Source organism: Rhodococcus sp. ACPA1 (genome assembly GCF_002300195.1).
GTDB classification, from domain to species: domain Bacteria; phylum Actinomycetota; class Actinomycetes; order Mycobacteriales; family Mycobacteriaceae; genus Rhodococcus_F; species Rhodococcus_F opacus.
The window spans coordinates 420,673-444,034 of record NZ_NSDX01000012.1 but is presented as its reverse complement, the minus strand read 5'-3'; the positions used below and the strand labels follow the sequence as shown (position 1 = coordinate 444,034).

General features: G+C 70.7%; 15 protein-coding genes and 1 pseudogene. 12 read left to right on the top strand and 4 right to left on the bottom strand.

The annotated features are described in order from the left end of the window. Window positions 1–8: 8 nt before the first annotated feature. The 7 genes and pseudogenes from CJ177_RS41065 to CJ177_RS41035 all read left to right on the top strand — a co-directional run. Window positions 9–920 carry a LysR substrate-binding domain-containing protein gene (locus CJ177_RS41065; RefSeq protein WP_095870389.1) on the top strand — a complete coding sequence of 304 codons (912 nt, stop codon included), beginning with the start codon at window positions 9–11 and terminating at the stop codon, window positions 918–920. 137 nt (window positions 921–1,057) lie between these two features. Then, entirely contained in the window at window positions 1,058–2,371 is a 1,314-nt protein-coding gene (locus CJ177_RS41060) for an MFS transporter (RefSeq protein ID WP_095870388.1), read from the top strand. Between the two features lies 1 nt (window position 2,372). After that, entirely contained in the window at window positions 2,373–4,319 is a 1,947-nt protein-coding gene (locus CJ177_RS41055; protein ID WP_095870387.1) for an FAD-dependent monooxygenase, read from the top strand. Window positions 4,320–4,328: 9 nt separating this feature from the next. Further along, on the top strand, window positions 4,329–6,062 hold the full coding sequence (gene dhaL, locus CJ177_RS41050; RefSeq protein WP_095870386.1) for a dihydroxyacetone kinase subunit DhaL: 1,734 nt from the start codon (window positions 4,329–4,331) through the stop codon (window positions 6,060–6,062). Between the two features lie 125 nt (window positions 6,063–6,187). Next, on the top strand, window positions 6,188–6,985 hold the full coding sequence (locus CJ177_RS41045) for a hypothetical protein (RefSeq protein WP_061700559.1): 798 nt from the start codon (window positions 6,188–6,190) through the stop codon (window positions 6,983–6,985). 121 nt (window positions 6,986–7,106) lie between these two features. Next, the gene (locus CJ177_RS41040; RefSeq protein WP_005252344.1) at window positions 7,107–7,394 is read left to right on the top strand and encodes a hypothetical protein; all 288 of its coding nucleotides are present in this window, start codon (window positions 7,107–7,109) and stop codon (window positions 7,392–7,394) included. A gap of 110 nt (window positions 7,395–7,504) precedes the next feature. Then, window positions 7,505–11,629: pseudogene (locus tag CJ177_RS41035) on the top strand (HAD-IC family P-type ATPase); the annotation flags it as partial. Between the two features lie 101 nt (window positions 11,630–11,730). On the opposite strand, the gene CJ177_RS49600 reads toward CJ177_RS41035, so the two are convergent. Further along, on the bottom strand, window positions 11,731–11,814 hold the full coding sequence (locus tag CJ177_RS49600; protein ID WP_241031662.1) for an Rv1535 domain-containing protein: 84 nt from the start codon (window positions 11,812–11,814) through the stop codon (window positions 11,731–11,733). Between the two features lie 129 nt (window positions 11,815–11,943). On the opposite strand from CJ177_RS49600, the gene CJ177_RS41030 reads away from it, so the two are divergent. Continuing rightward, a complete protein-coding gene (locus CJ177_RS41030) occupies window positions 11,944–12,216 on the top strand; it encodes a hypothetical protein (RefSeq protein WP_095870384.1) in 273 nt (90 codons plus the stop codon). Between the two features lie 14 nt (window positions 12,217–12,230). Here CJ177_RS41030 and CJ177_RS41025 read toward each other — a convergent pair whose 3' ends face one another. Together CJ177_RS41025 and CJ177_RS41020 are read right to left on the bottom strand one after the other, a co-directional pair. Continuing rightward, entirely contained in the window at window positions 12,231–12,737 is a 507-nt protein-coding gene (locus CJ177_RS41025; RefSeq protein ID WP_005252352.1) for a hypothetical protein, read from the bottom strand. Between the two features lie 113 nt (window positions 12,738–12,850). Then, entirely contained in the window at window positions 12,851–13,120 is a 270-nt protein-coding gene (locus CJ177_RS41020) for an ANTAR domain-containing protein (RefSeq protein ID WP_025433084.1), read from the bottom strand. Window positions 13,121–13,255: 135 nt separating this feature from the next. Between CJ177_RS41020 and CJ177_RS41015 the strand changes: the two genes are divergently transcribed. From CJ177_RS41015 to recD, 4 genes are all read left to right on the top strand, one after another. After that, window positions 13,256–14,353, top strand: a complete 1,098-nt coding sequence (locus CJ177_RS41015; RefSeq protein WP_095870383.1) for a GIY-YIG nuclease family protein — start codon at window positions 13,256–13,258, stop codon at window positions 14,351–14,353. Between the two features lie 118 nt (window positions 14,354–14,471). Next, entirely contained in the window at window positions 14,472–17,732 is a 3,261-nt protein-coding gene (gene recC / locus CJ177_RS41010) for an exodeoxyribonuclease V subunit gamma (protein WP_095870382.1), read from the top strand. Further along, window positions 17,690–21,040, top strand: coding sequence for a UvrD-helicase domain-containing protein (locus CJ177_RS41005; RefSeq protein ID WP_095870381.1), 3,351 nt, complete (start codon window positions 17,690–17,692; stop codon window positions 21,038–21,040). Before recC ends, CJ177_RS41005 begins: the two co-directional genes overlap by 43 nt. Next, window positions 21,037–22,905: an exodeoxyribonuclease V subunit alpha gene (gene recD / locus CJ177_RS41000; RefSeq protein ID WP_095870380.1), complete on the top strand. Its 1,869-nt coding sequence runs from the start codon at window positions 21,037–21,039 to the stop codon at window positions 22,903–22,905. The genes CJ177_RS41005 and recD overlap by 4 nt, the downstream gene beginning before the upstream one ends. Here the strand turns inward: recD and CJ177_RS40995 are convergent. Beyond that, window positions 22,823–23,353 (bottom strand): DoxX family membrane protein, encoded by a 531-nt coding sequence (locus CJ177_RS40995; RefSeq protein WP_061044361.1) that lies wholly within the window; start codon window positions 23,351–23,353, stop codon window positions 22,823–22,825. The genes recD and CJ177_RS40995 overlap by 83 nt on opposite strands. Window positions 23,354–23,362 lie beyond the last annotated feature (9 nt).

Genomic DNA, 23,362 nt, shown 5'->3' with positions numbered 1-23,362 from the left:
GTTCTTGCATGCCCCGCCCCGACAACGTCCCCGTGTACACGATGCGCCAGCTGGCGGCGTTCGTGGCGGTGGCGGAGACCGGGACGATCAGTGGTGCGGCCGAGCGGATGCACCTGTCGCAGTCGGCGTTGTCCGCGGCGGTGACGGATCTGGAGAAGGCCCTGAAGGCGCAGTTGTGTGTGCGCCGGCGCGCCCGCGGTGTGCAGCTGACCCCGACGGGGGAGGCGGTGCTGTCGCGGGCGCGTGCCCTGTTGCAGCAGGCGGGGGAGTTGCAGGCCGACGCATCCGGGGAGGGCGGTGTCGTCGCGGGGCCGATCGCCGTCGGCTGCTACCCGGCGCTCGGCCCGACGATCCTGCCGTCGATGTTGTACGCGTTCACCGCGGAGTACCCGCGGGCGTCCGTGGAGTTCCGGGAAGACACGCAGAACCGGTTGCGGACGCAGCTCGAGGGCGGCGAACTGGACGTCGCCATCGTCTACGACCTCGACCTGTCCCCGGAGTGGCAGACGGTGCCGCTCATGACCCGCGAGCCGATGGTGGTGCTCGGCGCGGAGCATCCGCTGGCGGGAGTCGACGGGCCGGTGCGCCTCGCGGATCTGGCCGAGCACCCGATGGTGCTGCTGGACGCGCCACCGAGCACCAACCATGCGATGGACGTCTGCCGGGAGGCCGGATTCGCGCCCCGGGTGGCGTATCGGACCGCGAACTTCGAGACGGCGCGGGCCTTCGTCGGACGCGGTCTGGGGTGGACGCTGCTGCTGCAGCGACCCCGGGTGGACGTCACGTACGAGGGTCTGCCCGTCGTCGTGAAACCGATCGCCGACCCGAAACCGGCGTCGGTGGCCGTGGTGGTGGCGTGGCATCAGGAGGCGACGCTGAGCCGGGTCGCGCGAGCATTCATCCGGTTCGTCACTGCCTGAGCTGCGCATTCACGCCTTCCACGGTTTTTCTGCAATTCATGTGGGGATAGTCCCGCTTTTCAGATGTATGTGAGTCGGGTCATTGTTTTCCGGTAGCGCGATGAGTGTGCGCGCAGCAGAACCCGGGAAGGCAGACGATGACGGCAATCACCGAGGCGACACCGCCGGTGTCCCACAAGGAAGCGCGCAGGGCAGTCCTGTCGAGCTTCGTCGGTACCGCGATCGAGTGGTACGACTTCTTCATCTACGGCACCGCCGCAGCCCTGGTGATCGGACCGCAGTTCTTCCCCGGCGCGTCGACGTTCGCCGGAACGCTCGCCGCATTCGCCACGTTCGCGGTCGGCTTCATCGCCCGCCCGATCGGCGGCGTCGTCATGGGGCACTTCGGCGACCGCATCGGACGCAAGTCGATGCTGGTGCTGTCGCTGACCATGATGGGCGCCGCGACCGTCGGCATCGGCCTGCTCCCGAACTTCGAGGCCATCGGCGTGGCCGCACCCATCCTGCTGGTGGCGTTGCGGTTCGTTCAGGGCATCGGCGTCGGCGGCGAATGGGGCGGCGCGGTGCTCATGGCCACCGAACACGCCCCGGAAGGCAAGCGCGGCCTGTACGGCGCGGCACCGCAGATGGGCGTTCCGGCCGGAGTGATCATGGCGAACGTCGTGTTCCTCGCCGTCACCCAGTTGCTGTCCGACGACGCGTTCCAGACGTGGGGCTGGCGGGTGCCGTTCCTGATGAGCGCCGTGCTCGTCGGCGTCGCGATGTGGATTCGCCTCGGCGTCTTCGAGTCCCCGGCGTTCGCGGAGGCCAAGGAGAGCGACACGATCGTGAAGATGCCGATCGTCGAGGTGCTGACCCGCAACTGGCGGACGGTGCTGCTCGCGGCCGGCACATTCATCGCGACCAACGGCATCGCCTACGTGTTCATGGTGTACGTCCTGACGTACGGCACCAAGGAACTCGGATACAGCCGCGCCACCATGCTCACACTGCTGATCGTCGCGTGCCCGGTCTGGATGGCGGGCATGGCCGTGTCGGCCTGGAAGTCGGACGTGCTCGGCCGGCGCCGCGTGTACACGTGGAGTTCGATCGCGCTCGTGATCGTGGCCGCGGTGTTCTTCCCACTCATCGACACGGCGTCGATCCCCGTCATGCTGATCGCGATGATCGTGATGGCGGCGGTGCTCGGCACCACCGCGGGGCCGCAGTCGGCACTGTTCGCGGAACTCTTCCCCGCCCACATCCGCTACAGCGGTGCGTCTCTCGGCTACCAGATCGGCGCCATCCTCGGCGGTGGACTCGCACCGTTCATGGCGACGTGGCTGTTCGAAGCGTTCGGCACCTCGGCGGCCGTCACCGCCTACTTCGTGGTGATCGCCGTGGTCAGTCTCGTCTCGATCCTGCTGTTGCCGGAAACCAACACCAAGCGCCGGGAAGCGGAGGCCGCCTGACATGTCCACCTACTTTCAGCCACAGAAGTACCCGGCGACGGAGTTCGCGTCGACCGGTGCAACCGACGAGGCCCTGCCCGTCGTCGTCGTGGGCGCGGGACCGGTCGGCATGGGCGTGGCGCTCGGCCTCGCGCAGCGCGGCATCCCCGTCACCGTGCTCGAGGCCGCCGACCAGGTGTCGTTCGGCAGCCGCGCCATTTGTATCTCGCGGCACAGCCTCGAGGTGGCCGCCCGGCTCGGCTTCGGGCCGGAACTCGAGAAGATCGTGCTCCCCTGGGTGGGTGGGCGCAGCTTCTACCGCGACGAGCAGGTGCTGCACTTCGAGATGGCGCACGGCGACCACGACGTCCGCGGGCCCATGGTCAACGTGTCGCAGTCCGAGATCGAGCAGATCATGACGGACACGCTGCTCGCGCACCCGCTGATCACGTTCCACTGGTCGTCGAGCGTCGCCGGGGTGCTGCGGTCGGACGAGGACGTGACGCTCGACGTCGACACCGCATTCGGTGCGCGCCGCCTGCGCGCGCGCTGGGTGGTGGCCGCCGACGGCGGTCGCAGCCGGATGCGTGAACTGGCCGGAATCCGGTTGCAGGGAAACAGCTATCAGGGCAATTACGTCATCGCCGACATCCACTGGGAATCGACGCTGCCCGCCGAGCGGATGGTGTGGTTCGACCCGCCGAGCAACCCCGGCTCGACGATCATCATGCATCAGCAGCCCCGCGACATCTGGCGCATCGACTACCAGCTCGACAGCTCCGACGACGCCGAACTCGAGACGCAGGAAGACCGCATCCGCGACCGGATCACCCGGCACCTCGACTGGCTCGAGAACGACGTGCCGTGGACCCTCGAGTGGCACGGCTTCTACCGAGCGCACGCGCTCGCGCTGGACGATTTCGCGCACGGTCGCATCCTGTTCGCCGGCGACGCAGCCCACCTGGTGCCGATCTTCGGTGTCCGCGGGCTGAACTCCGGAATGGAGGACGCCGAGACCCTGGCCTGGACCCTGGCCGCCGTCGTCCACGGCACCGCGGACGAGGCCCTGCTGCAGGCGTATTCGGCGGAGCGTCGCGGCGCCTGGCAGCAGAACGTCGACAACGCGGGCAAGTCGACGCTCATCATGTCGCCCGGCAGCCACGGCTACCGCACCACTCGTGACGCCGTGCTGGCGCTGGCCACGACCCGTCCGGAGTTCGGTCACCTCGTCAATCCGCGGCAGTCGAGTGCGACGCACGCGCATCTGTCCCCGCTGACGTGGCCGGTGGCCGAGGGGACGACCGGGGTGCTGCCCGGGGATCCGATGGAGGATCGGCGCGTGCGCGTCGTCACCGCCGAGGGGTCGGTGGAGTCTTCGCTGAACCGTGTCCGGGGAACGGGTTTCGCGGTGCTGGGTGTCGGAGTCGACCCGGCCGGTGCTCGGATGCTTGCCGCGCACGCGTCTGCGCTCGCGATGGCGCTGTCGCCCGAGTCGGTGCGGGCGGTTGTCGTCCCGGCACCGGGGGCGGCGGTGGACGGGGCGGCCGACCTGACGGTCCTCGACGACCCCGACGGCGCGTTGGCGCAGGCCCTCGGCGCGTCCGCGGGTGAGTGCTTCGTGATCCGCCCGGACGGGCTCGTCCTGTGCCGGGTCCGCGACCTGTCGCTGCTCGGCGACGTGCACGCGCACCTGAAGTCGGCGACCGCCCCCACGCTGGGCGTCGTCCCCGCGCACACGGAGACGACGGCGAACCCGGAGGAGTTGCTGCGCGAGAACGTGTGGATGGGACTGTCGGAGGCGCTCGACCAGGCGGAGGAGTCGGACCGCGAGGGATTCCTGACCCGGCTCGCGCTCCTACTCGGATCGCAGTCGGGCCGGCGGGAGTTCGAGGAAGCACTGGCCGCCGCCTCCCACGTGAGTGGCACAGTGTCCTCCGGCACGCCGCGGCACTCACATGCGGACGCTTAGCCTGGGAGCATGGCGCACCCACAGTTCCTGAACTCGCCCAAGTCCTTCGTCGTCGACGCGCTCCGCGGGGCCGTCGCCACCACCGACGACCTCGAATGGCATCCGGAACCGGGATATCTCACCCGGCGGGAACCGTTGCCGTCCGGGCAGGTCGCGTTGCTGTCGGGCGGCGGGTCCGGGCACGAACCGCTGCACGCCGGGTTCGTCGGCCGGGGCATGCTCACCGGAGCCTGCCCCGGCCTCATCTTCAGTTCGCCCAACGCGCTGCAGGTGCGGGCCGCCACCCGGGCCGTGGACGCGGGCGGCGGCGTCGTGCACATCGTGAAGAACTACACCGGCGACGTCCTCAACTTCCGCATCGCCGGCGAACTGGCGGCGGAGGACGGCATCACGGTCGAGCACGTGCTCGTCGACGACGACGTCGCCTCCGAACGGGAGGACGGGCCCGGACGTCGCGGCACCGCGGCCACGATCGCGGTCGAGAAGATCTGCGGCGCTTCGGCCGAACGCGGAGACGACCTCGCCACCGTCGCGGAGTTCGGGCGACGCACCGCCCGGAATTCCCGCAGCATGGCGGTCGCGCTGAGAGCGTGCACGGTCCCGGGGGCGGACGCGCCGTCGTTCGACCTCCCCGACGGGCAGATCGAACTCGGGATAGGCATCCACGGCGAACGCGGAACCGAACGGGTCGACGCGATGGGGGCGGCCGAACTGGTCCGCCGGCTCACCGACCCCGTGCTCGCCTCGCTCGGCGTGGAGCGGGGCGAGCCGGTGATCGCGATCGTCAACGGGCTCGGCGCGGCCCATCCGCTGGAGCTGCAACTGTTGTTCGGTGAGCTCGCCGACCACCTCGCGGAGCGGGGTGTGGTGATCCGGCGCTCGCTGGTCGGCAGCTTCGTCACCGCCCTCGACATGGACGGCGCATCCATCACACTGGTGCGCTGCGACGACCAGCTCCTCGACCTGTGGGACGCACCGACCGCCGCACCGGGATGGCCCAACGCCCCGGCCGGTGAATTCCGCGGCATCGCAGACGAATCCGAGGTGCGGTTCCGGTCGAACGTCGCCTCCCGTGAGGACGAGCCGGAGGTGTCCGGCACCGCCGACACGCTGGGCCGTGCGGCGGTGGGCGCGTGGATCGGCGCGTTCGTGGAGAAGGTGCTCGCCGAGGAGGCGAACCTCACCGACCTCGACCGCCGCGCAGGCGACGGGGACTTCGGCACCAACATGGCGGCCGCACTCGACCACGTCGACGTTCCCAGGATCCGCGACAGCTACTCCCCGCCGACGGTGTTCGAGTCACTGTCCGACGCTTATCTCGGTCATGCGGGTGGCTCGTCGGGCGCGCTGTTCGGTGTCTGGTTCCGGCAGTTCTACCGGGTGGCCGCCGACGCACCGCACGGTCTGGACCTGAAGGCGATCGCCGCCGCGGCACGGGCGGGCCTCGACACGATCCAGGAACTCGGCGGGGCGCAACCCGGAGACAAGACGATGATCGACGCCATCGCCCCGGCCGTCGCCGCCCTCGAATCGGCCGCCCCGGCCGGGAAGAGTCCGGCCGACGGTCTGGCCGAGGCCGCGGACGCCGCCGCACGTGGCGCCGAGGCGACCGCGGACATCACCGCGCGGCGCGGCCGGGCCAGCTACATCGGTGAGGCGGCGCGCGGCGTCGTGGACCCCGGTGCCCTGGTGTTGTCGTGGTTCTTCGCCGAGGCGGCGGGAGCGGCCCGCGCGGTCGGGTAGTCACCGTGCGCCGGGCTCGGCACGTAAGGTGAGGAGAAGAACGCCGAGTCGTGCTGCGCAAACCCGTCGCCACACCTCTCTCCACCTGCGTACGGGACGCAGAATCAGGGACGGACACGTAGACAGTGGAAGACACCGCCAGCCGGGGAATCCAGGCTTTCATCGCCGATGTCGTGGAACGGGGTGGCAAGGCAGTCCGGCTCACCCACTCGCGACGCAACCCCGTCCAGGTCTGGGGCGACGACGGCACGAGCTGCATCGTGCGGGTGCGCTCCAAGCTCAGCGGTGACTGGCAGGCCCGCAAACAGGACGAATCGCTCGACGACGACGACACCGGCTCGCAGTTCTGGGTGTTCGTGGATCTCGCGAGTTCGCCGGAGGAGTTCTTCGTCGTGCCCTCGTCCGAGGTCGCCGACGACATCCGCGCCGAGGTGGATCTGTGGATGATGGACACCCCCGGCCGCACGCGGACCGGACACCACGCGATCCCGCTGAGCCGGGTCGCGCACGGTCGCGGGCGCTGGGATCTTCTCGGGCTGGCGGGGGAGAAGGACCCCAGCCGCTACAGCGACGCGCAACGCGCCACGACGGCGGCTACGTTGCGCGCCGACGCCGCCGCCCGCGCATCCGCCCGGAAGAAGCCGGCCAAAGCGACCGCGGCGTTGGAGGAACTGATCGACAACCGCCTCGAGGTCGTGGCTGACTTCGAGGGTTATCGGCTGGTCGGACGGTTCGACCCCGACACGCAGACTCTGGAGATCATGCGCGGTCCGATGCAGGGCCGCCGGTTTCCCGACCCCACGACGGCGGCGACCGCCGTTGCCAGTCACATCAGCGGAGACATCGAAACCCACGACGGCTGGGAATTCTGGCGAACCGAACAAGGCGAGCGAATTCCTATGGGGCAGAACAGTATCCGATAATCGCTGAGAGTTCCCTGAAACTGTTCCCGGCGCGCGACGGTTGAGAATACCCTGAGGTGGGTACCGCAGACATGATCCGCCGTGCATCGGCGGTAGTGGCCACGGCCGATGGGAGCTCGTCATGCGAATCGTCGACGGCACAGTGCACGCCGTGTCAGGTGCTGCGAACGCGACGACCAGTGCGGTCGGTGCGGTCGGAGGCGCCGCGATCGGCGGTGTGGTCGGCGGAGTCCGAGGGGCGGCGAGCGGAGTCCGGTCCGGCATGGAGAGCGGCAGTCATTCGACCCCCGCCGCCGCGCTCACCTTGGCCGCCGTCGGTGCGGCGGGACTGGTCGAGTGGCCGGTGCTGGTCACCGTGGGCGGGGCGGCGCTCGTGCTGCGACAGTTCGGCGCAGGTTCCAGGCAGTAGCTGCCGTGGGACTCGGTCGATACCTCGTTGCCGTCGCATCCCTGCCGGTGCGCGGCGCCGGTGTCGGACTCGGGGTGGCGTCCTACGGGGGCACGGTCGCTGCCGATCTGATGGCGACCACCGCACGGACCGCGTCGCAGATCGCCACCGAGGTGCTCGGGGGAACCCCCGCCCGCCGCACGAGTTCCGGACACGGCCGTGCCTGGATCGAGGTCCGCGGACTCGACGGACCTCGCGGGGACGACGTGGCCGCGACCGTTCTCGGCGCCGTCCGGGAGACCGCCGGTGTGGTGGGAGCGGAACTCAACCGCGCGCTGTCTCGGCTGGTGGTGACGGTCGACGAGCGCGGACCGTCGGTGGCCGCGCTGTGTGCCGTGGTCGCGGGCGCGGAGGATGGCGCGCGACCGATCGCTCGCGGTGCCGTCCGTGACCGGCCCGGAGAACTTCCCGGCGACGACGTCGCACTCGCCGAACGCGCGCTCGCACTGGCCGCCGTCACGACCGGACTGGTCGCGGCCGCCGGCCTTCGCCTGCTTCCGATGCCCGCACTGCCTGCGGCGGTGCCTGCCGCCGCCGTCACGTTCGTCAACTATCAGCCCCGATTGCGCAGCATGGTCGAGAACCGGCTCGGGCCGGACGCCGCCGAACTGCTGCTCGCTACCGCTCAGGCCGTCGGCGACGTGCTGCGGCGGGCGCCTGCGTCACTCGCCGTGGACGTGGCACTGCGGTCGGCGATCACGGCGGAGGCGTGGTCGGGCCGGCGGGTGTGGCACCGCCGCGAACCCGAACTGGCCCGGCACCCCGCGGACGACACGGGTCGTTCCGCCCGCGCGCGCGGAACATCGGGACCGGTGGAGCGGGATGTCGACCGGGCGGCGATCGCGCAGTGGGTGGGCGCGACCGCGGTGGGGGCAGCGACCCGAAGTGTCGCAGGCGCCGCGGACGCGGCCCTGGTCGCCGCGCCGAAGGCGGCGCGCACCGCACGCGAGGCCTTCGCCGCGACGCTCGGCCGTGGACTGGCCGATCGCCACACCGTGCTGGCTCTGCGTCCCGGCGCGCTGCGCTGCCTGGACCGGGTCGACGCGGTGGTCGTGGACCCGTCGGTGCTGCACACGGCCGAGCTCCGGGTGAGCGGTATCCGTGCGGTTCGGGACGCCGACCGGACGAGAGTGTGGGAGGCCGCGCGTTCTGCCGTGGGGGCCGGCGCTCTCGGGGTGGGCTGGCACCCGTTGACCGACCTTCCGGACGATATCGCCGCACTCGCCGTGGACGAAGATTCCGCTGTCCTGGTGACCCCTGCCCACCACCCGAGCGCGGCGGCCGTGCTCGCGCAGGCTCGCACGTCGGGCGCCCAGGTGGTGTCGGTGAACGTGGACACGCTCGGCGGACTCCGCTCGGCGTTCGACGATCTGCTGCCCTCGAGCGGGTCACTGGACGCGGACCTTCGCGACGCCGTCGCGCAGTTGCAGGCGAACGGCGCGACGGTCGCGGTGGTCGCCGGCCGGGCGCCGCACGCACTGTCGTCCGCCGACGTCGGGATCGGTGTCCTCGTCGACGACGCCCCGCCGCCGTGGTGTGCGGACCTGCTGGTCGACGATCTCGTCGGAGTCTGGCGGGTGCTGCGGGCCCTGTCGGACGCGCGGACGGCGAGCAGGCGCGGCGTCGAGATCGCAACGGCGGCGTCGATGCTCGGTGCGCTCGTCATGCTGCCCGGAGTGCGTGGCCGCGGACCCGGACCCGTCACGGTCGGCGCGGCGGCAGGATTGTGGACGGGGCATTCCCTCGCGCGCAGTGTGCTGCGGGCCGAGGTTCCACCCGCCACCCCGATGCAGGCCTGGCACGAGATGCCGGTGCCGGACGTGCGCCGCCTGCTGCCCCCGCGCGACGACGAGAATGCCGCGGCGTCCCGGCGTCGCTCGGCGAATCTGGTGCTGACCCCGGTCGAGGCGATCGGGCGGCTCACGGCATGGCCGGTCGGTCTCGCCTGGGATTTCGGCCGGGCGATGCGCACGGAACTGTCGGATCCGCTGACCCCCGTCCTCGCCACCGGATCGGCGGCGAGCGCCCTGCTGGGGTCGCCGATCGACGCGGTGCTCGTGGGGTCCGTGCTGGCGGGCAACGCCGCGCTGTCGGCCGTGCAACGCCTGCACGCGGAACGTCTGCTGAACCGGTTGCTGGCGGCGGGCGATCCGCCCGCACACCGCGTCGCCGGGTCCCCGGAGAACCGGGCGATCGAGCGGGTGGAGGCCTCGCGGTTGCGGCCGGGCGACGTGATCGAGATCGGTCCCGGTGAGGTGGTTCCCGCCGACGGCAGGCTGGTCGAGGCGTCGGGCGTCGAGGTCGACGAGTCCTCGCTCACCGGCGAATCGCTGCCGGTGAGCAAGCAGACGTCGCCGACTCCGGGCGCACCGCTCAGCGAACGTGCCTGCATGGTGTTCGCGGGGACCACGATCCTCACCGGCACGGCGGCGGCGATCGTCACCGCGGTGGGCGACGCAACCGAAGCGGGACGCGCGGGCGCGCTCACCCCGGCGAGTGCATCGCACGTCGGTCTGCAGGCGCAGCTCAGAAGCCTCACCGACCGGGTGCTGCCCGTCAGCGTGGGCGGTGGCGCTTTGGTCACCGCCGTCGGGTTCCTGCGCGGCACCGGACTGCGGCAGGCGGTCACGAGTGGTGTCGCGGTCGCGGTGGCGGCGGTTCCCGAGGGTCTGCCGCTCGTCGCGACCCTGGCGCAGCAGGCCGCCGCACGCCGACTGACGAGGTCGGGCGCGCTGGTGCGGGCGCCGCGTTCCGTCGAGGCGCTCGGCCGCGTCGACGTGGTGTGCTTCGACAAGACGGGCACCCTGAGCGAGAACCGCCTGCGGGTCGTCACCGCCGTCCCGGAGCCGGGGTTCGATCGCGAGGACGTGCTCGTGTGCGCCGGCCGGAGCGCCGTGACCCCCGACGGCAGTCCGGCCGCACACGCCACCGACGTCGCGATCGCCGACGCGGCAGTGGACCTGCTACCGCAGGAGGACGACCCGAGCAGCTATCTTCCGTTCCGCTCCGGACGGTCCTACTCCGCCTCGCTGTCGGGGACACACGTGTCGTTGAAGGGTGCACCGGAGGTCGTGGTCGCGGCGTGCACCGGCATCGACGCGAACGAGGTCCACGACACCGTTCTCGGGATGGCTGCCGACGGGTTACGCGTCATCGCCGTCGCCCGCCGGACCGTCACGCCCTTCCAGGCGCGTCGCGCGGCCGACGACACCGCGGTGCTCGACGACCTGTGCGGCAGTGGGCTGCAACTCGTCGGACTGCTCGGGCTGGCGGACACCCCGCGCCCCGAAGCGGCCGGACTGCTCCCGGAACTGGAAGCGCTACAGGTCGGGGTCCGGCTGATCACCGGCGACCATCCCGTCACGGCCACCGCCATCACGAACGAGCTGGGACTGGCGGTGTCGTCCGAGCAGGTGATCAGCGGGTGCGACTGGGACACCCTGTCGCACCGGGGGCAGGAGAATGCCGTCGAGAAGTGCGTCGTCTTCGCCCGGATGTCGCCGGAGAACAAGGTGCAGATCGTGCAGACCCTCGAACGCGTCGGTCACGTCTGCGCGATGGTCGGCGACGGCGCCAACGACGCGGCCGCGATCCGGGCGGCCAGCGTGGGGATCGGTGTCAGCTCGCGCGGCAGCGACCCGGCTCGCAGCGCCGCGGACGTGGTGCTCCTCGACGGCCGTGTCGACGCGTTGCTCGACGCCCTCGACGAGGGCCGTCAGCTGTGGCGGCGAGTGCAGGCGGGAGTGTCGGTGCTGCTCGGTGGGAACGCAGGGGAGGTGGCGTTCGCCCTGATCGGCAGCGCGATCGCCGGACGGTCGCCGCTGACGGCGCGTCAGCTCCTGCTGGTGAACGTGCTCACGGACGCCCTGCCCGCGGCCGCGCTCGCGGTCAGTCCGCCCAATGAACAGGCCCGGGGAGAGGGTCGCGGCCCGGACAGTGCGGCACTGTGGCGGACCGTCGCGATCCGCGGCGCCGCCACCGCGGCGGGCGCGACGACGGCGTGGGCGCTGGCCAGCGTGACGGGCCGGCAACGCCGGGCGGCGACGGTCGGGTTGGTGGCGCTGGTCGGCACGCAGCTGGGTCAGACACTCATCGATTCGCGGAGTCCGCTCGTGGTGCTCACCGCGGGCGGTTCACTCGCCGCACTCACCGTGATGGTCAGTACTCCCGGTGTCAGTCAGCTCCTCGGTTGCACCCCGCTCGGACCGGTCGGCTGGGCCCAGGCGCTGGGCTGCGCGGGTGCGGCGACCGCGGCGGCCGCGTTCGCACCGGGGCTGCTCGAAAAGTTTGTGGGCGATCAGTCGACGATCTCGATCACGCCCGCCCGCAACAGCACGGCGTACACCTCCCGCAGCGGTGGGGTGAGGACGCGGGTGACCACCCCGGTCACCGGGTCCCCGGCGGCGGAGAAGACACCGGCAGCGGTCTGGGCGACGGAACTCAGCACAGCTGACACGGTCCGCGATCAAGGTGGCTGACCGGGAAACGGCACGGACAAGGGAGACGAACTATGGCCCAACGAACGTCGGAGGCGGACTCGCAGAGCGACGCCGTCCAGCGGGTGCGGGAGGCCCACAGCTTCGCGGTGCAGCTACCGATCCTCGGCAGGGTGCCGCTCCCGCGACCCGAGCAACTGGCATTCTTCGCGGCGATCGGCTTGCTCGCCGCAGTCGAGATCATCGAATGGCCCGTTGCCCTGACCATCGCGGCAGGACACATCCTGATCACCGATCAGCGCAACCGCGCCGTCCAGGAGATCGGGGAGGCCCTGGAAGGCGCGTGACGCGGAAGTCCGGATCAGGCGGGCGGACAGGCCGGTGACGTCAGCTGCGCGATCGCCACGATGGAACATGCCGTCGCCTTCGACAATTTCCACGTCCCGTTCTCGCCGGGCACGAAGATGGCGGGCAGGGTGTTCTGCTGCACCTGGCCGTTGATCGTCAACTGCAGCTGCGCGCTGGCGCTGCCGTCACCGTTGTCGATCACCGGGTCCAAGACCGTGACCTGCGCACCCGCCTGCTGGGCGGCGGCCGCGACCTGATTGAACAGGTTCGGGTCCTGCTCCGAACCCTCCACCATGGCGATTTTCTCCTCGAGGGGAGTGGCCGGGTCGAGGCCCTTCGCCAGCAGGGCGTTGAGTTCGGCCGCGGTCGGCAGAACGAGGTCGTCGGTGGTCTCGGCCGCTGCGGTGGTCGTGGACGTGGTGGTCGCGCTCGGCCCGGACGGCTCGTCGGAACCACAGGCGGACATCGTGAGGGCTGCGGCGATCGCTACCGCGGCTACCGTGATTTTGCGGATCGTCAACTCAGTTACCTCTTCGTATCTCGGTGCGCTGGTCGTTCGGTCTCACATCGAGTCTGAAGGTTTGGGCAGCGTCGCGCCGTCGAAGCCAGAGAATTCTCAGACTTCGACCGAATTCAGGCCGCCGTGCCGAACGCGCCACGGTACGGAGTGGCGTGGCTCCACTGCAGAGCGGCAGCGGTGACGTCGGACGCGGGAAGGTCGTGGTGATGGGTCTGGATGAACGCGATCAGTGCGCGGGCGGTGCGGGCGAGGGCGACCTTGTGCCGGCGGGACGTCTCCGCGAGTTCGGTGAACGCGTCGTTCTCAGAGCATCCGCGGAAAGCGATGAGGATGCCGACCGCGATGTCGACGGCCGTGCGGGTGGAGTAGCTGGGCGCTGTCATGAATGTTCTCCCAACCTGCGTCGGAATGGGTACTACTCCATCCTCCCGCACTCGGTAGGACGTCGAAAGGGTTCGAATCTCCTCGAGCCTTCCTCGTGCGAGTTCTTCACCCAGGTTTTCCCTTACGGTAGGGGCATGGCTACCGTCTGGACGATCCCGATCGACATCACTTCTCGCTGGCTCGACAATTCCGAGGTCCAGACTTTCCTCGCGTCCAACGACCTGGACAACGCGGCACCCGACCCCCGGGTGCGGTTCGCACAGTTCGCGGACGTCACGAAGTCGCTGGAACGGCACATCGGACACACCTTCTCCTCGGTGCAGGGCGCGGCCACCGCACTCTTCGACGGCATCGACGGCGGTGTCCCCGTCGCGTTGAAACTGGCGGCGCTGCGCCTGATCCTGAAAGAGGTGTATCAGACCCGTCACGCGCCGCAGCCGTTCCCGAAGCGGGTGGGCGAGGAACTCGGCACCTACGTCTACGCGCTCCTCGATCCCCGCAACAGGTCGGTGTTCTACGTCGGCGCCGGGCGGGGCCCCCGGGTGTACGGCTACGTGTGGGAGGCGTTGGCCGAGAACGAGCACCGGCAGACGCTCGAGGATCCGGAGACCGACAGCGCCGACGTGAAGGCCGCGACCATCGCCCGCATCCGCGAGATCTACGACTCCGGCCACGAGGTCGAGCACTACATCGTGGCGCATCGGATCGCCGACACCGGTGACGTCGCCGGCGCGGTGCGGCGCGGAGTCGTGGGCGCGTTGGGGCTGAACGAGGGTGCGCTGCTCAGCAATCTCGCCGGTGGCACGGGCGAGCATCGTGCGGTACCCGTCGACGACCTCGTGTTGCAGTACGCAGCAGAACCAGTGCCGAACCTGCCGACCCCCTGCGTCGTCCTCGAGGTGCCCGCCGCGTCCCGGCGCGGCGTGACGCCGGAAGAGGTGTACGAATTGTCCCGCGGCGCGTGGGCGGCAGGCGCTGCCGTCCGCAACACCGACGACATCCCGGTGATCGTGTTCGCGGACAACATCGTTCGCGCCGCATACCGTGCCAAGTCCTGGTCGTCGGTCGCACGACCCGGCGACGCGGCCCTGTGGCGGTTCGCGGGCGAGCCCGACACCGAACTCGAGAGCCAATTCGTCAACAAGCGCATCGTCCCCGCCAAGGTCGGTCTGAAGAAGTGGCCCAACCACGGCTGGGTCCCGCATCTCACCCAGGCGCGCCCCGGCCGCTGACGTGAGTGGCGAAGCGTGCCCCGGCACACTTTGCCACTCACCTGCGGAGTGGGCCTCCCGAGTCGGTGGGTTGTGGTAAGTCTGAGCCGACCGGAGTTGGGGAGCGAAGGGAAGCCACGTGCTCGTACTGCATCGCGCCGAGCGTTCCACCACTCTCGCGTCGGCTCTCGGCGACGTGCTCGCGACCCCGCTGCCCGATCCGTTCGCCCGGGAGGTCGTCGCGGTCCCGGCGAAGGGGGTGGAGCGCTGGCTCACGCAGCGACTCTCGACCGCGCTCGGTGCCCGACCCGATGTCGGGGACGGGGTGGCCGCGAACATCGACTTCCCGTCCCCGACCCGGCTCGTCGACGAATGCCTCGCCGCCGCCACGGGGGTAACCGCCGCCGACGACCCGTGGAATCAGTCCCGCGTGCTGTGGGCGTTGCTCGGCGTCGTCGACGACTGTCTCGGTGAGCCCTGGTGTGCCGTCCTCGCGAAACACCTCGGGCACGGCCTCCCGGACCGCGACCCGGACGATCATCGGCCGGGCCGGCGCTACGCCACCGCCTCACACCTGACCGATCTGTTCCGCAGTTACGCCGCACAGCGGCCGGCGATGCTGGTCGACTGGGCCGGAGGCCACGACACCGACGGCGCGGGTGGTCCACTCGACGACGACCTTCTCTGGCAGGCCGAACTGTGGCGGCGGCTGCGTGAGCGGATCGGCAGCCCCGCTCCCGCCGAGCGGCTCGACTCCGCCTGCGCCCGGCTGCGCGAGGAACCGGACCTCGTCGAACTCCCCGTCCGACTGTCGCTGTTCGGCCCGACGCGCCTCGCGACCGATCAGATCGCCGTCCTCGCCGCCCTCGCCGTCAATCGTGATGTGCACCTATGGCTTCCGCATCCGAGCCCCGCGATGTGGTCGTCGCTGTCCACGGCAGGCAGCGTTCTCGCACGCGCCGACGACGACGCCGCGCTGTCCGTCGCCCATCCGCTGCTGTCGAGCCTGGCGCGGGACGTCCGCGAACTCGAGTCGAGGCTGACCCGCCTCGACGTCGACGACCTCCACCACGAGGGGCCTCCGCCGCGCGACTCCCTGCTGGGGTGCCTGCAGGCGGACGTCCGGGACGACCGGGCGCCCGCGCTCGCCGAGTGCACGGCCGACGCGTCCGTCCAGGTCCACGCGTGCCACGGACCGGCCCGCCAGGTGGAGGTCCTGCGTGAATGCCTCCTGCATCTCTTCGAGGACGATCCGACTCTCGAACCGCGCGACGTGCTCGTCATGTGCCCCGACGTCGAGTCGTACGCCCCGCTGATCCGGGCCGCGTTCGGGCAGGACGTGCTCGGGCATCCCGGCCATCGACTTCGGGTCCGGCTCGCGGATCGTGCCCTGCACCAGACCAATCCGGTTCTCGCCGTGGTGTCGGCTCTCCTCGCACTCGCCGACGCGAGGGTGACGGCGAGCCAGGTCCTGGACCTGTCGGCGGCCGCGCCGGTGCGCAGGCGGTTCCGGTTCGGCGACGACGACCTCGAACGGATCCGGGAGTGGGCGACCGCGACGGGCGCCCGCTGGGGAATCGGGCCGCGGCAGCGCGCCGCATTCGGTCTCGGCGAATTCCCCCAGAACACGTTCACCACCGCGCTCGACCGCATCCTGCTCGGCGCCGCGGCCGACGAGTCCGAAGGCGAATGGCTCGCCCTGGCGCTGCCGCTCGACGACGTCGACAGCAACGACATCGACCTCACCGGGCGGCTGGCCGAATTCGTCGACCGGCTCGACGTCGCGCTGCGCGGGCTCGGCGGGCCGCAATCGGTCGCCGACTGGTCGAGCGCGCTCACCCGGGCGCTCGACCTCCTCGTCGACGTCAGCGCCGCCGACACGTGGCAACTCGCGCAGGCGCGACGAGAACTCGGGGCGGCGATGGAACACGGCGGCGACACGGTCCTGCGACTGTCGGACGTGCGCGCCATGCTGGCCACCCGGCTCGCGGGCCGTCCCACCCGCGCGAACTTCCGCACGGGCGAGCTGACGGTGTGCACGATGGTGCCGATGCGGTCGGTGCCGCACCGTGTGGTCGTTCTCCTCGGCCTCGACGACGAGGTCTTCCCGCGGGGCGTGAGCGTGGACGGCGACGACGTGCTGGCCCGTAATCCCCTTCTCGGTGAACGTGACCCGCGCAGCGAGGACCGGCAGTTGCTGCTCGATGCCGTGATGTCGGCGAGTGAGAAACTCCTGCTGTTCTACACGGGCGCCGACCCCGTCACCGGCATGTCCCGGCCGCCGGCGATCCCGCTGTCCGAGCTGCTCGACGCGGTGGCGGCCACCGTCGGGAGCGATGCCCTGCCCCGAATCGTGACCCGGCATCCGTTGCAGCCGTTCGATGCACGCAACTTCCGGCCCGGCCGCCCGTTCAGTTTCGACCGGGCGGCGCTGGCCGGTGCCCGCGCCGCGCAGCACCCGCCCGAACCGGAGCCCGCGTTCCTGCCAGCGCCATTGGTGCCGCCGCCGCTGGGAGACGTCGATCTCGCCGACCTCATCGCGTTCCTGGTGCACCCGACGCAGGCGTTTCTGCGGCAACGGCTCGGGTTACGGGTCCCCGACGTGGACGAGGACCTCGCCGACGCATTGGACGTGGCGCCCGATCCGCTGGCCCGGTGGGATCTCGGCCAGAGGATGCTCGTCGCGAGGCTGGCGGGAGTCGAACTGGCCGACTTCCGCGCCGCGGAGTGGCGCCGAGGGACGTTGCCACCGTTCAAGTTGGGGGAGGCGGTGCTGGGGGGTATCGAGCACGCGGTCGAGTCGCTCGTCGCCGTCAGCGGGTCCGTGCACGTCGGGCGCGCGGAGACCGTGGACGTCGATGTCGATCTCGGCTCCGGACGGCGCCTCACCGGCACCGTCGGCGGTGTGCACGGGTCGGTGATCGCGAGCACCACGTACTCGAAGTTGGGGCCGAAACACCGTCTCGCCGCCTGGGCGCAGTTGCTGGCGGTCGCGGCGTCCGACAACGAGACCGAGTGGACTGCCGTCACGACCGGCCGCGGCGCGTACAGCCGTCCGGCGTGGCGGTCGACCCTCACCGCACCCGAGAACGCAGCGGAGGAGTTGGTGCGACTCGTCGAACTGCGCGATCTGGGGCTGCACGCGCCGTTGCCGATCGCCACGGGCGCGTCGGCGGCCTATGCCGAACGACGCCACGGCGGCAGCAGCATGGAGGACGCGATCGAGGCGGCCCGGAAGGAATGGAGCAGTGACTTCGGTGACTCACGCGACCGGCACATCACGTACGTGTACGGGTCCTCACCAGGAATCGACGTCCTCGGCGACACGGTGACCATCGAGAACTACGCCCGGCAACTGTGGGCGCCGCTGCTCGCCGCCGAGACGTTGGCGCAGCCGTGACCGGCGCGCGAGGCTTCGACCTCCTCGGTCCGCTGCCGGAGGGGACGACGGTGCTCGAGGCGAGCGCCGGTACCGGCAAGACGTACGCGATCGTCGGTCTGGCCGCCCGCTTCGTCGCCGAGGGGGGCGTGGACCTGTCGCAGCTGTTGCTGGTGACGTTCAGCCGGGCGGCCACGCAGGAGCTGCGGGAACGCACCCGTGAACGATTCGGGTCCGCCGCAGCCGCATTGGCCGATCCCGCAGCGGCGCGGCTGAGCGCGGATCAACTGATCCGGCATCTCGCCGAAGCCGACACCGACGAGGTGACGCTGCGTCGCCGGCGCCTGCTGCAGGCGCTGTCCGACTTCGACGCCGCCACCATCGTCACCACCCACAGCTTCTGTCAGCGCATGCTCGACGGGCTCGGCATCGCGGGCGAACGCGACCCCGACACGGTGCTGGTCGAGGCCGCCGACGACCTCACGACGGAGGTGATCGCCGACCTGTACCTGCGGGCCTACAGTCGGGTCGAGGCCGCGCCGTTCACTCCGGCGGAGGCCACCGCGGCCGCCCGGGCCGCCATCTTCGACCCGCAGGCGGTGCTCGCACCGGAAGATGCGCGGGGCACCCCGGCCGGGGATCGGGTGGCGTTCGCCGAGGCGGTGCGCGCCGAAGTCGAGCGGCGCAAACGTGCGGTGGGTCTGCGTGACTTCGACGATCTCCCGATGCTGCTCCATCGCGTCCTCAGCGATCCCGAGCACGGTGCGGCGGCCTGCCGGCGGGTCCGCGAACGCTACGGCGTCGTGCTCGTCGACGAGTTCCAGGACACCGACCCGCTGCAGTGGGACATTCTGCGCCGAACGTTCCACGGCAGCGGAACGCTGGTGCTCGTCGGCGACCCGAAGCAGGCCATCTACGCATTCCGTGGGGCGGAGGTGCTCAGCTACCTGGACGCGGTGCGGTCGGCGGACCGTCACCAGGAGTTGACCACCAACTGGCGCAGCGATCAGGAACTCCTCGACGGGCTCGAATATCTGCACGGCGGCGCCGCGCTCGGGCATACCGACATCGTGGTGCACCGCGTCGACGGTGCGAGACCGAAGTCGCGTCTGACGGGTACCGTGCCGCTGCGGCTGCGGTATCTGCCGAGGACCGGCGCCGGGCCGATCAACAAGTCGGGATACCCCGCGGTGGTACCGCTCCGGAAGCGGATCGCGGCAGACCTCGCGGCCGACATCGTCGCCCTCCTCGACGGTGGCGCGACACTCGACGTCGGGGGGAGCATCCGACTCGTCGAACCCGGCGACATCGCCGTCCTGGTCCGCACCAACGCGCAGATCACGCTGGTCCACGACGCCCTCGACCGGGCGGGTGTGCCGTCCGTGCTCGCCGGCGGGGCCAGCGTCTTCACGACTCCGGCTGCGCAGCACTGGCTCTGGATTCTGCAGGCCATCGAGCAACCGCACCGTTCCGACCGGGTGCGGCTGGCCGCGCTCACCCCGCTGCTCGGACACACCGCCGAGGAACTCGACGCTCGCGGCGACGACATCGTCGCCGAGGTCGGCGGGCAGCTCCGCGAGCTCGGCGACGTGTTCGCGCAGTCCGGTTTCGCGGCCCTGTTCGAACGACTGTCCGCGGTCGGCGCGCTCGAGGCGAGACTGCTTCGGGTGGCGGCGGGCGAGCGGGCACTGACCGATCTCCGGCACGTCGCGCAGTTGCTCAACGGTGCCGCCGTCGAGCAGTCGCTCGGTCTGACGGCCGTCACCCGCTGGCTCACCGAACGGATGAAGGATCCGTCCTCGGGTGGGGTGGACCGCAGCCGACGGCTCGACAGTGACGCCGCAGCGGTGCAGATCGCGACCGTCCACGCCAGCAAGGGCCTCGAATTCCCGCTCGTCTATCTGCCGTACGCCTGGGACGCCGCGAAGATCTCGAAACCGAGCAAACTGCTGCTGCACGACGACGACGGGCGACGCATCCTCGATGTCGGCGGTCCGGGCAGCCCCGGTTACGCGGACCGCAGGAACCGGCACGACGCCGAAGAGGCGGGGGAGGAGTTGCGGCTGCTGTACGTCGCAGTGACCCGGGCGATGTGCGGGCTCGTGGTGTGGTGGGCACCGGCGTTCACGACAGCGGGCGCACCGCTGCACCGGATGATCCTGGGGCGGCAGCCCGGGCAGCGGGAGGTCCCGCCGAAGGTCACCGTCCCCGAGGATCCGGTTGTCGCGGAACGGCTGTCCGCGTGGGGTGCGGAAGCTCCGGAGACGGTGACCGTCGAGGCGGTGGGGTCCGACCCGATCGCGCGGGTCGGGTGGACACCACAACGTGAGCCCCACGGAGACCTGGAAGCCGCGCGTTTCCGGCGGCTGCTCGACACGCGCTGGCGTCGCACGTCGTATTCGGCGTTGACCGCGTCCGCGCACGACGCGCCCGCGGTGGGCAGTGAGGCCGAGGTCGAGGAGAAGACGGACGAACCGGCCGAGCCTCCGTTGCAGGCGCCGGCCGACGTCACTTCGGGGGTGCCGTCGACGATGAACGAACTGCCCGGCGGCGCGACGTTCGGCACGCTCGTGCACGCCGTCTTCGAGATCGTCGACACCGCGGCACCCGATCTGGAGGAAGAAGTCCTGCGGTGCTGCCGCGACGTGATCGCGTCGACCCTGTCGGACATCGACCCCGCCCAGCTGGCGACGGCGCTGCTGCCCGTGCTGCGGACTCCCCTCGGCGCGGGGGGCGAGCCGACACTCGCCGACATCGCACCCGCAGACCTGCTGGCGGAGCTCGACTTCGAACTGCCGCTCGCCGGTGGCGACACACCCTCGCTCACCGTGATGCTCGACGGCGTCGGCAGGCTGCTGCACACCCACCTTCCCGTCGACGATCCGCTGCGGTCGTACGCCGATGCCGTGCAGACACTCGAACCGACCCCGCTGCGCGGATACCTCACCGGCAGCATCGACGTCGTGCTGCGATTGCCCGGACCGCGGTACGTCGTGGTCGACTACAAGACCAATCGCCTCGCGCAGGGCGACCTGACCACCGCGCACTACACCCGCGAGAGGATGGCCGCCGAAATGTTGCGGGCACACTACCCGCTGCAAGCGTTGCTGTATTCCGTTGCGTTGCATCGCTACCTGCGCTGGCGGCAACCCGACTACGATCCGGCGGTGCACCTCGGTGGCGTCCGGTATCTGTTCGTTCGCGGAATGGTCGGCCCCGGCACCCCACCCGGCCGCGGAGTCTTCGACTGGGCGCCACCCGCCGCGCTGATCACCGAGCTGTCCGATCTGCTGTCCGGGTCGGCCTCCGAGCGCGAGGGGACGCGATGACCGAGGTGCAGGTGGCGCAGCGCGGCAAGGGGATGCTGCGGGTCTTCAACGAGGCCGGTGTGCTGGCCGCCGCGGACGTGCACGTCGCACTGCGGTTGTCGGCGCTCGGAGGCGAATCGTCGGAAGACGTCGTACTGGCGACGGCGCTGGCGGTGCGGGCGGTGCGGTCCGGCTCGGTGTGCCTGGACCTGACACGGATTCGTGAGGTGACCGTCGACGAGGAGTCCGAAGTCGATCTCGACGCACTGCCGTGGCCGGACGACGGCACCGTCGTCGAGGCACTGCGGCGGAGCCCGCTGGTCACGGGTGGTTCGGCGGGTCCGCTGCGACCGCTGCGGCTCGTCGACACGGCCGAGGGCGGGCTGCTCTACCTCGACCGGTACTTCCGGCAGGAAGCGACCATCCGGCGGGTACTCGACCAGCGCGCCGTCGGGCATCCCCTCGTCGACGAGCAGTCGCTGCAGGACGGGCTGGACGCGTTGTTCCGCGACCAGCACGACCACGGGGCGCCGGCCCCGGCTCCGGATCGGCAGCGGATCGCCGCCGCGGTCGCCGCCACACAGTGGACGTCGGTGGTGGTCGGCGGACCCGGAACAGGCAAGACGCACACCGTCGCCCGGGTGCTGGCGCTGCTGACCAGGCAGCCCGGCCCGGGCCTCCGGATCGCGCTCGCCGCACCCACCGGGAAGGCCGCGGCGCGGTTGCAGGAATCGGTGCGCGAGCAGTCCGACGCACTCGGGTTGCCGCCCGACCTGACCGCGATGACGCTGCATCGGCTGCTGGGCTGGCAGCGCGGACGTGGTAGCCGGTTCCGCTACAACGCGAACAATCACCTGCCCTACGACGCGATCGTGGTCGACGAGACGTCGATGGTGTCGCTGACGATGATGTGCCGGCTCCTCGAGGCGGTCCGCCCGGACACCCGGCTGGTGCTCGTCGGCGACCCCGATCAGCTGACGTCCGTCGACGCGGGCGCGGTCCTGGCCGATCTCGTGGCCCGGCCGGTGACGGGAACCGAGAATCCGGTGCTCGCCAGGATCGTCGGCGCCGACCTGGAGGCAGCCGACGACCCGCTCGAAGCCGCCTTGAGTGCGGGAGAACGGGACAGATTGCGGGGCGGAGTGGTGCGGCTCAGCCGCGGGCGGCGGTTCGGCGGCGGCATCGCGCAGCTGGCCGTCGCGGTACGGAAGGGCGAACCGGACGAGGTCATGGAGATCCTGTCGAGCGGTTTCCCCGAGGTGTCGTTCCACGGTCCCGAAGACCTGGACGCACTGCGGACGGACGTGGTGGGGACGGCCGCCGCGGTCACCGCAGCCGCGGAATCCGGTGATGCCCTTGCTGCACTGCGGCATTCGGAGGAGCATCGCCTGTTGTGCGCGCACCGGGAAGGTCCGTACGGCGTGCAGCGGTGGGCGCGGCAGGCGATGGAGTGGATGGGGGAGGCGACGGGGCAGCGGCTGAACCCGGATCGCTGGTATCCGGGCCAGCCGCTGATGGTGACTGCCAATGATCACGAAACGAAGATCTACAACGGCGACACCGGGGTGATCGTGCGCCGCGACGACGACGAACTCGTCGCCGCATTCGTGCGGGGCCACGAACCGTTCCTGTTGCATCCGACGCATCTGTCCGCGGTGCAGACGGTGTACGCGATGACGATTCACCGCAGTCAGGGCAGTCAGTACGACACGGTGTCCGTGGTTCTTCCCGGCGAGGCGTCGTCGCTACTGACTCGCGAATTGCTGTACACCGCCATCACCCGTGCACGAAAGCACGTGCGGATCATCGGGTCCGAGGATGCAGTGCGGGCGGGAGTGCAACGCCGGGTGCTGAGGGCGAGTGGGCTTCGGAGGGCGATTCCGTAGCACGGCTCCGCAGGGAGGAGATCACGACGGCGAGAGTCGCCGACACGAAGACGACCTGCAGGAGGGTGCGGGGAATCAGCGCTTCGAACGGTCCCGTCGAGAGTCCCTCCACGGCGGCGTACACGTTCGCCGGGAACATCACGATCAGCAGGGCGGTGAGGCAGCCCGCCGCCCACGGCGCGGTGCGTCGTATCAGCAGTCCCGCGGCGCCGGCCAGTTCGAGCAGACCGGTCACGGTCACCAGCAGCTCGGGGTTCGGCAGAGACGGCGGGACCATGTCGACGAGTTCCGCACGCATCCCGACGAAGTGGGCCATGCCGGTCAGTGTGAACATGGCCGCGAGTCCGCCCCGCAGGGCAACGGGCCACGGCCGGAACCGGCGCACACCCGCCGCGCCTGCGACGAGGAGTGCCAGAGTGACGGCAACGAGGGCGATCAAGGGTTCCATGGTCCTTCT

Bases quoted from the DNA above. Each gene is read 5' to 3' on its own strand.
- CJ177_RS41065 (WP_095870389.1), top strand. From the start codon at position 9: ATGCCCCGCCCCGACAACGTCCCCGTGTACACGATGCGCCAGCTGGCG.
- CJ177_RS41060 (WP_095870388.1), top strand. From the start codon at position 1,058: ATGACGGCAATCACCGAGGCGACACCGCCGGTGTCCCACAAGGAAGCG.
- CJ177_RS41055 (WP_095870387.1), top strand. From the start codon at position 2,373: ATGTCCACCTACTTTCAGCCACAGAAGTACCCGGCGACGGAGTTCGCG.
- dhaL (WP_095870386.1), top strand. From the start codon at position 4,329: ATGGCGCACCCACAGTTCCTGAACTCGCCCAAGTCCTTCGTCGTCGAC.
- CJ177_RS41040 (WP_005252344.1), top strand. From the start codon at position 7,107: ATGCGAATCGTCGACGGCACAGTGCACGCCGTGTCAGGTGCTGCGAAC.
- CJ177_RS41030 (WP_095870384.1), top strand. From the start codon at position 11,944: ATGGCCCAACGAACGTCGGAGGCGGACTCGCAGAGCGACGCCGTCCAG.
- CJ177_RS41020 (WP_025433084.1), bottom strand. From the start codon at position 13,120: ATGACAGCGCCCAGCTACTCCACCCGCACGGCCGTCGACATCGCGGTC.
- CJ177_RS41015 (WP_095870383.1), top strand. From the start codon at position 13,256: ATGGCTACCGTCTGGACGATCCCGATCGACATCACTTCTCGCTGGCTC.
- recD (WP_095870380.1), top strand. From the start codon at position 21,037: ATGACCGAGGTGCAGGTGGCGCAGCGCGGCAAGGGGATGCTGCGGGTC.
- CJ177_RS40995 (WP_061044361.1), bottom strand. From the start codon at position 23,353: ATGGAACCCTTGATCGCCCTCGTTGCCGTCACTCTGGCACTCCTCGTC.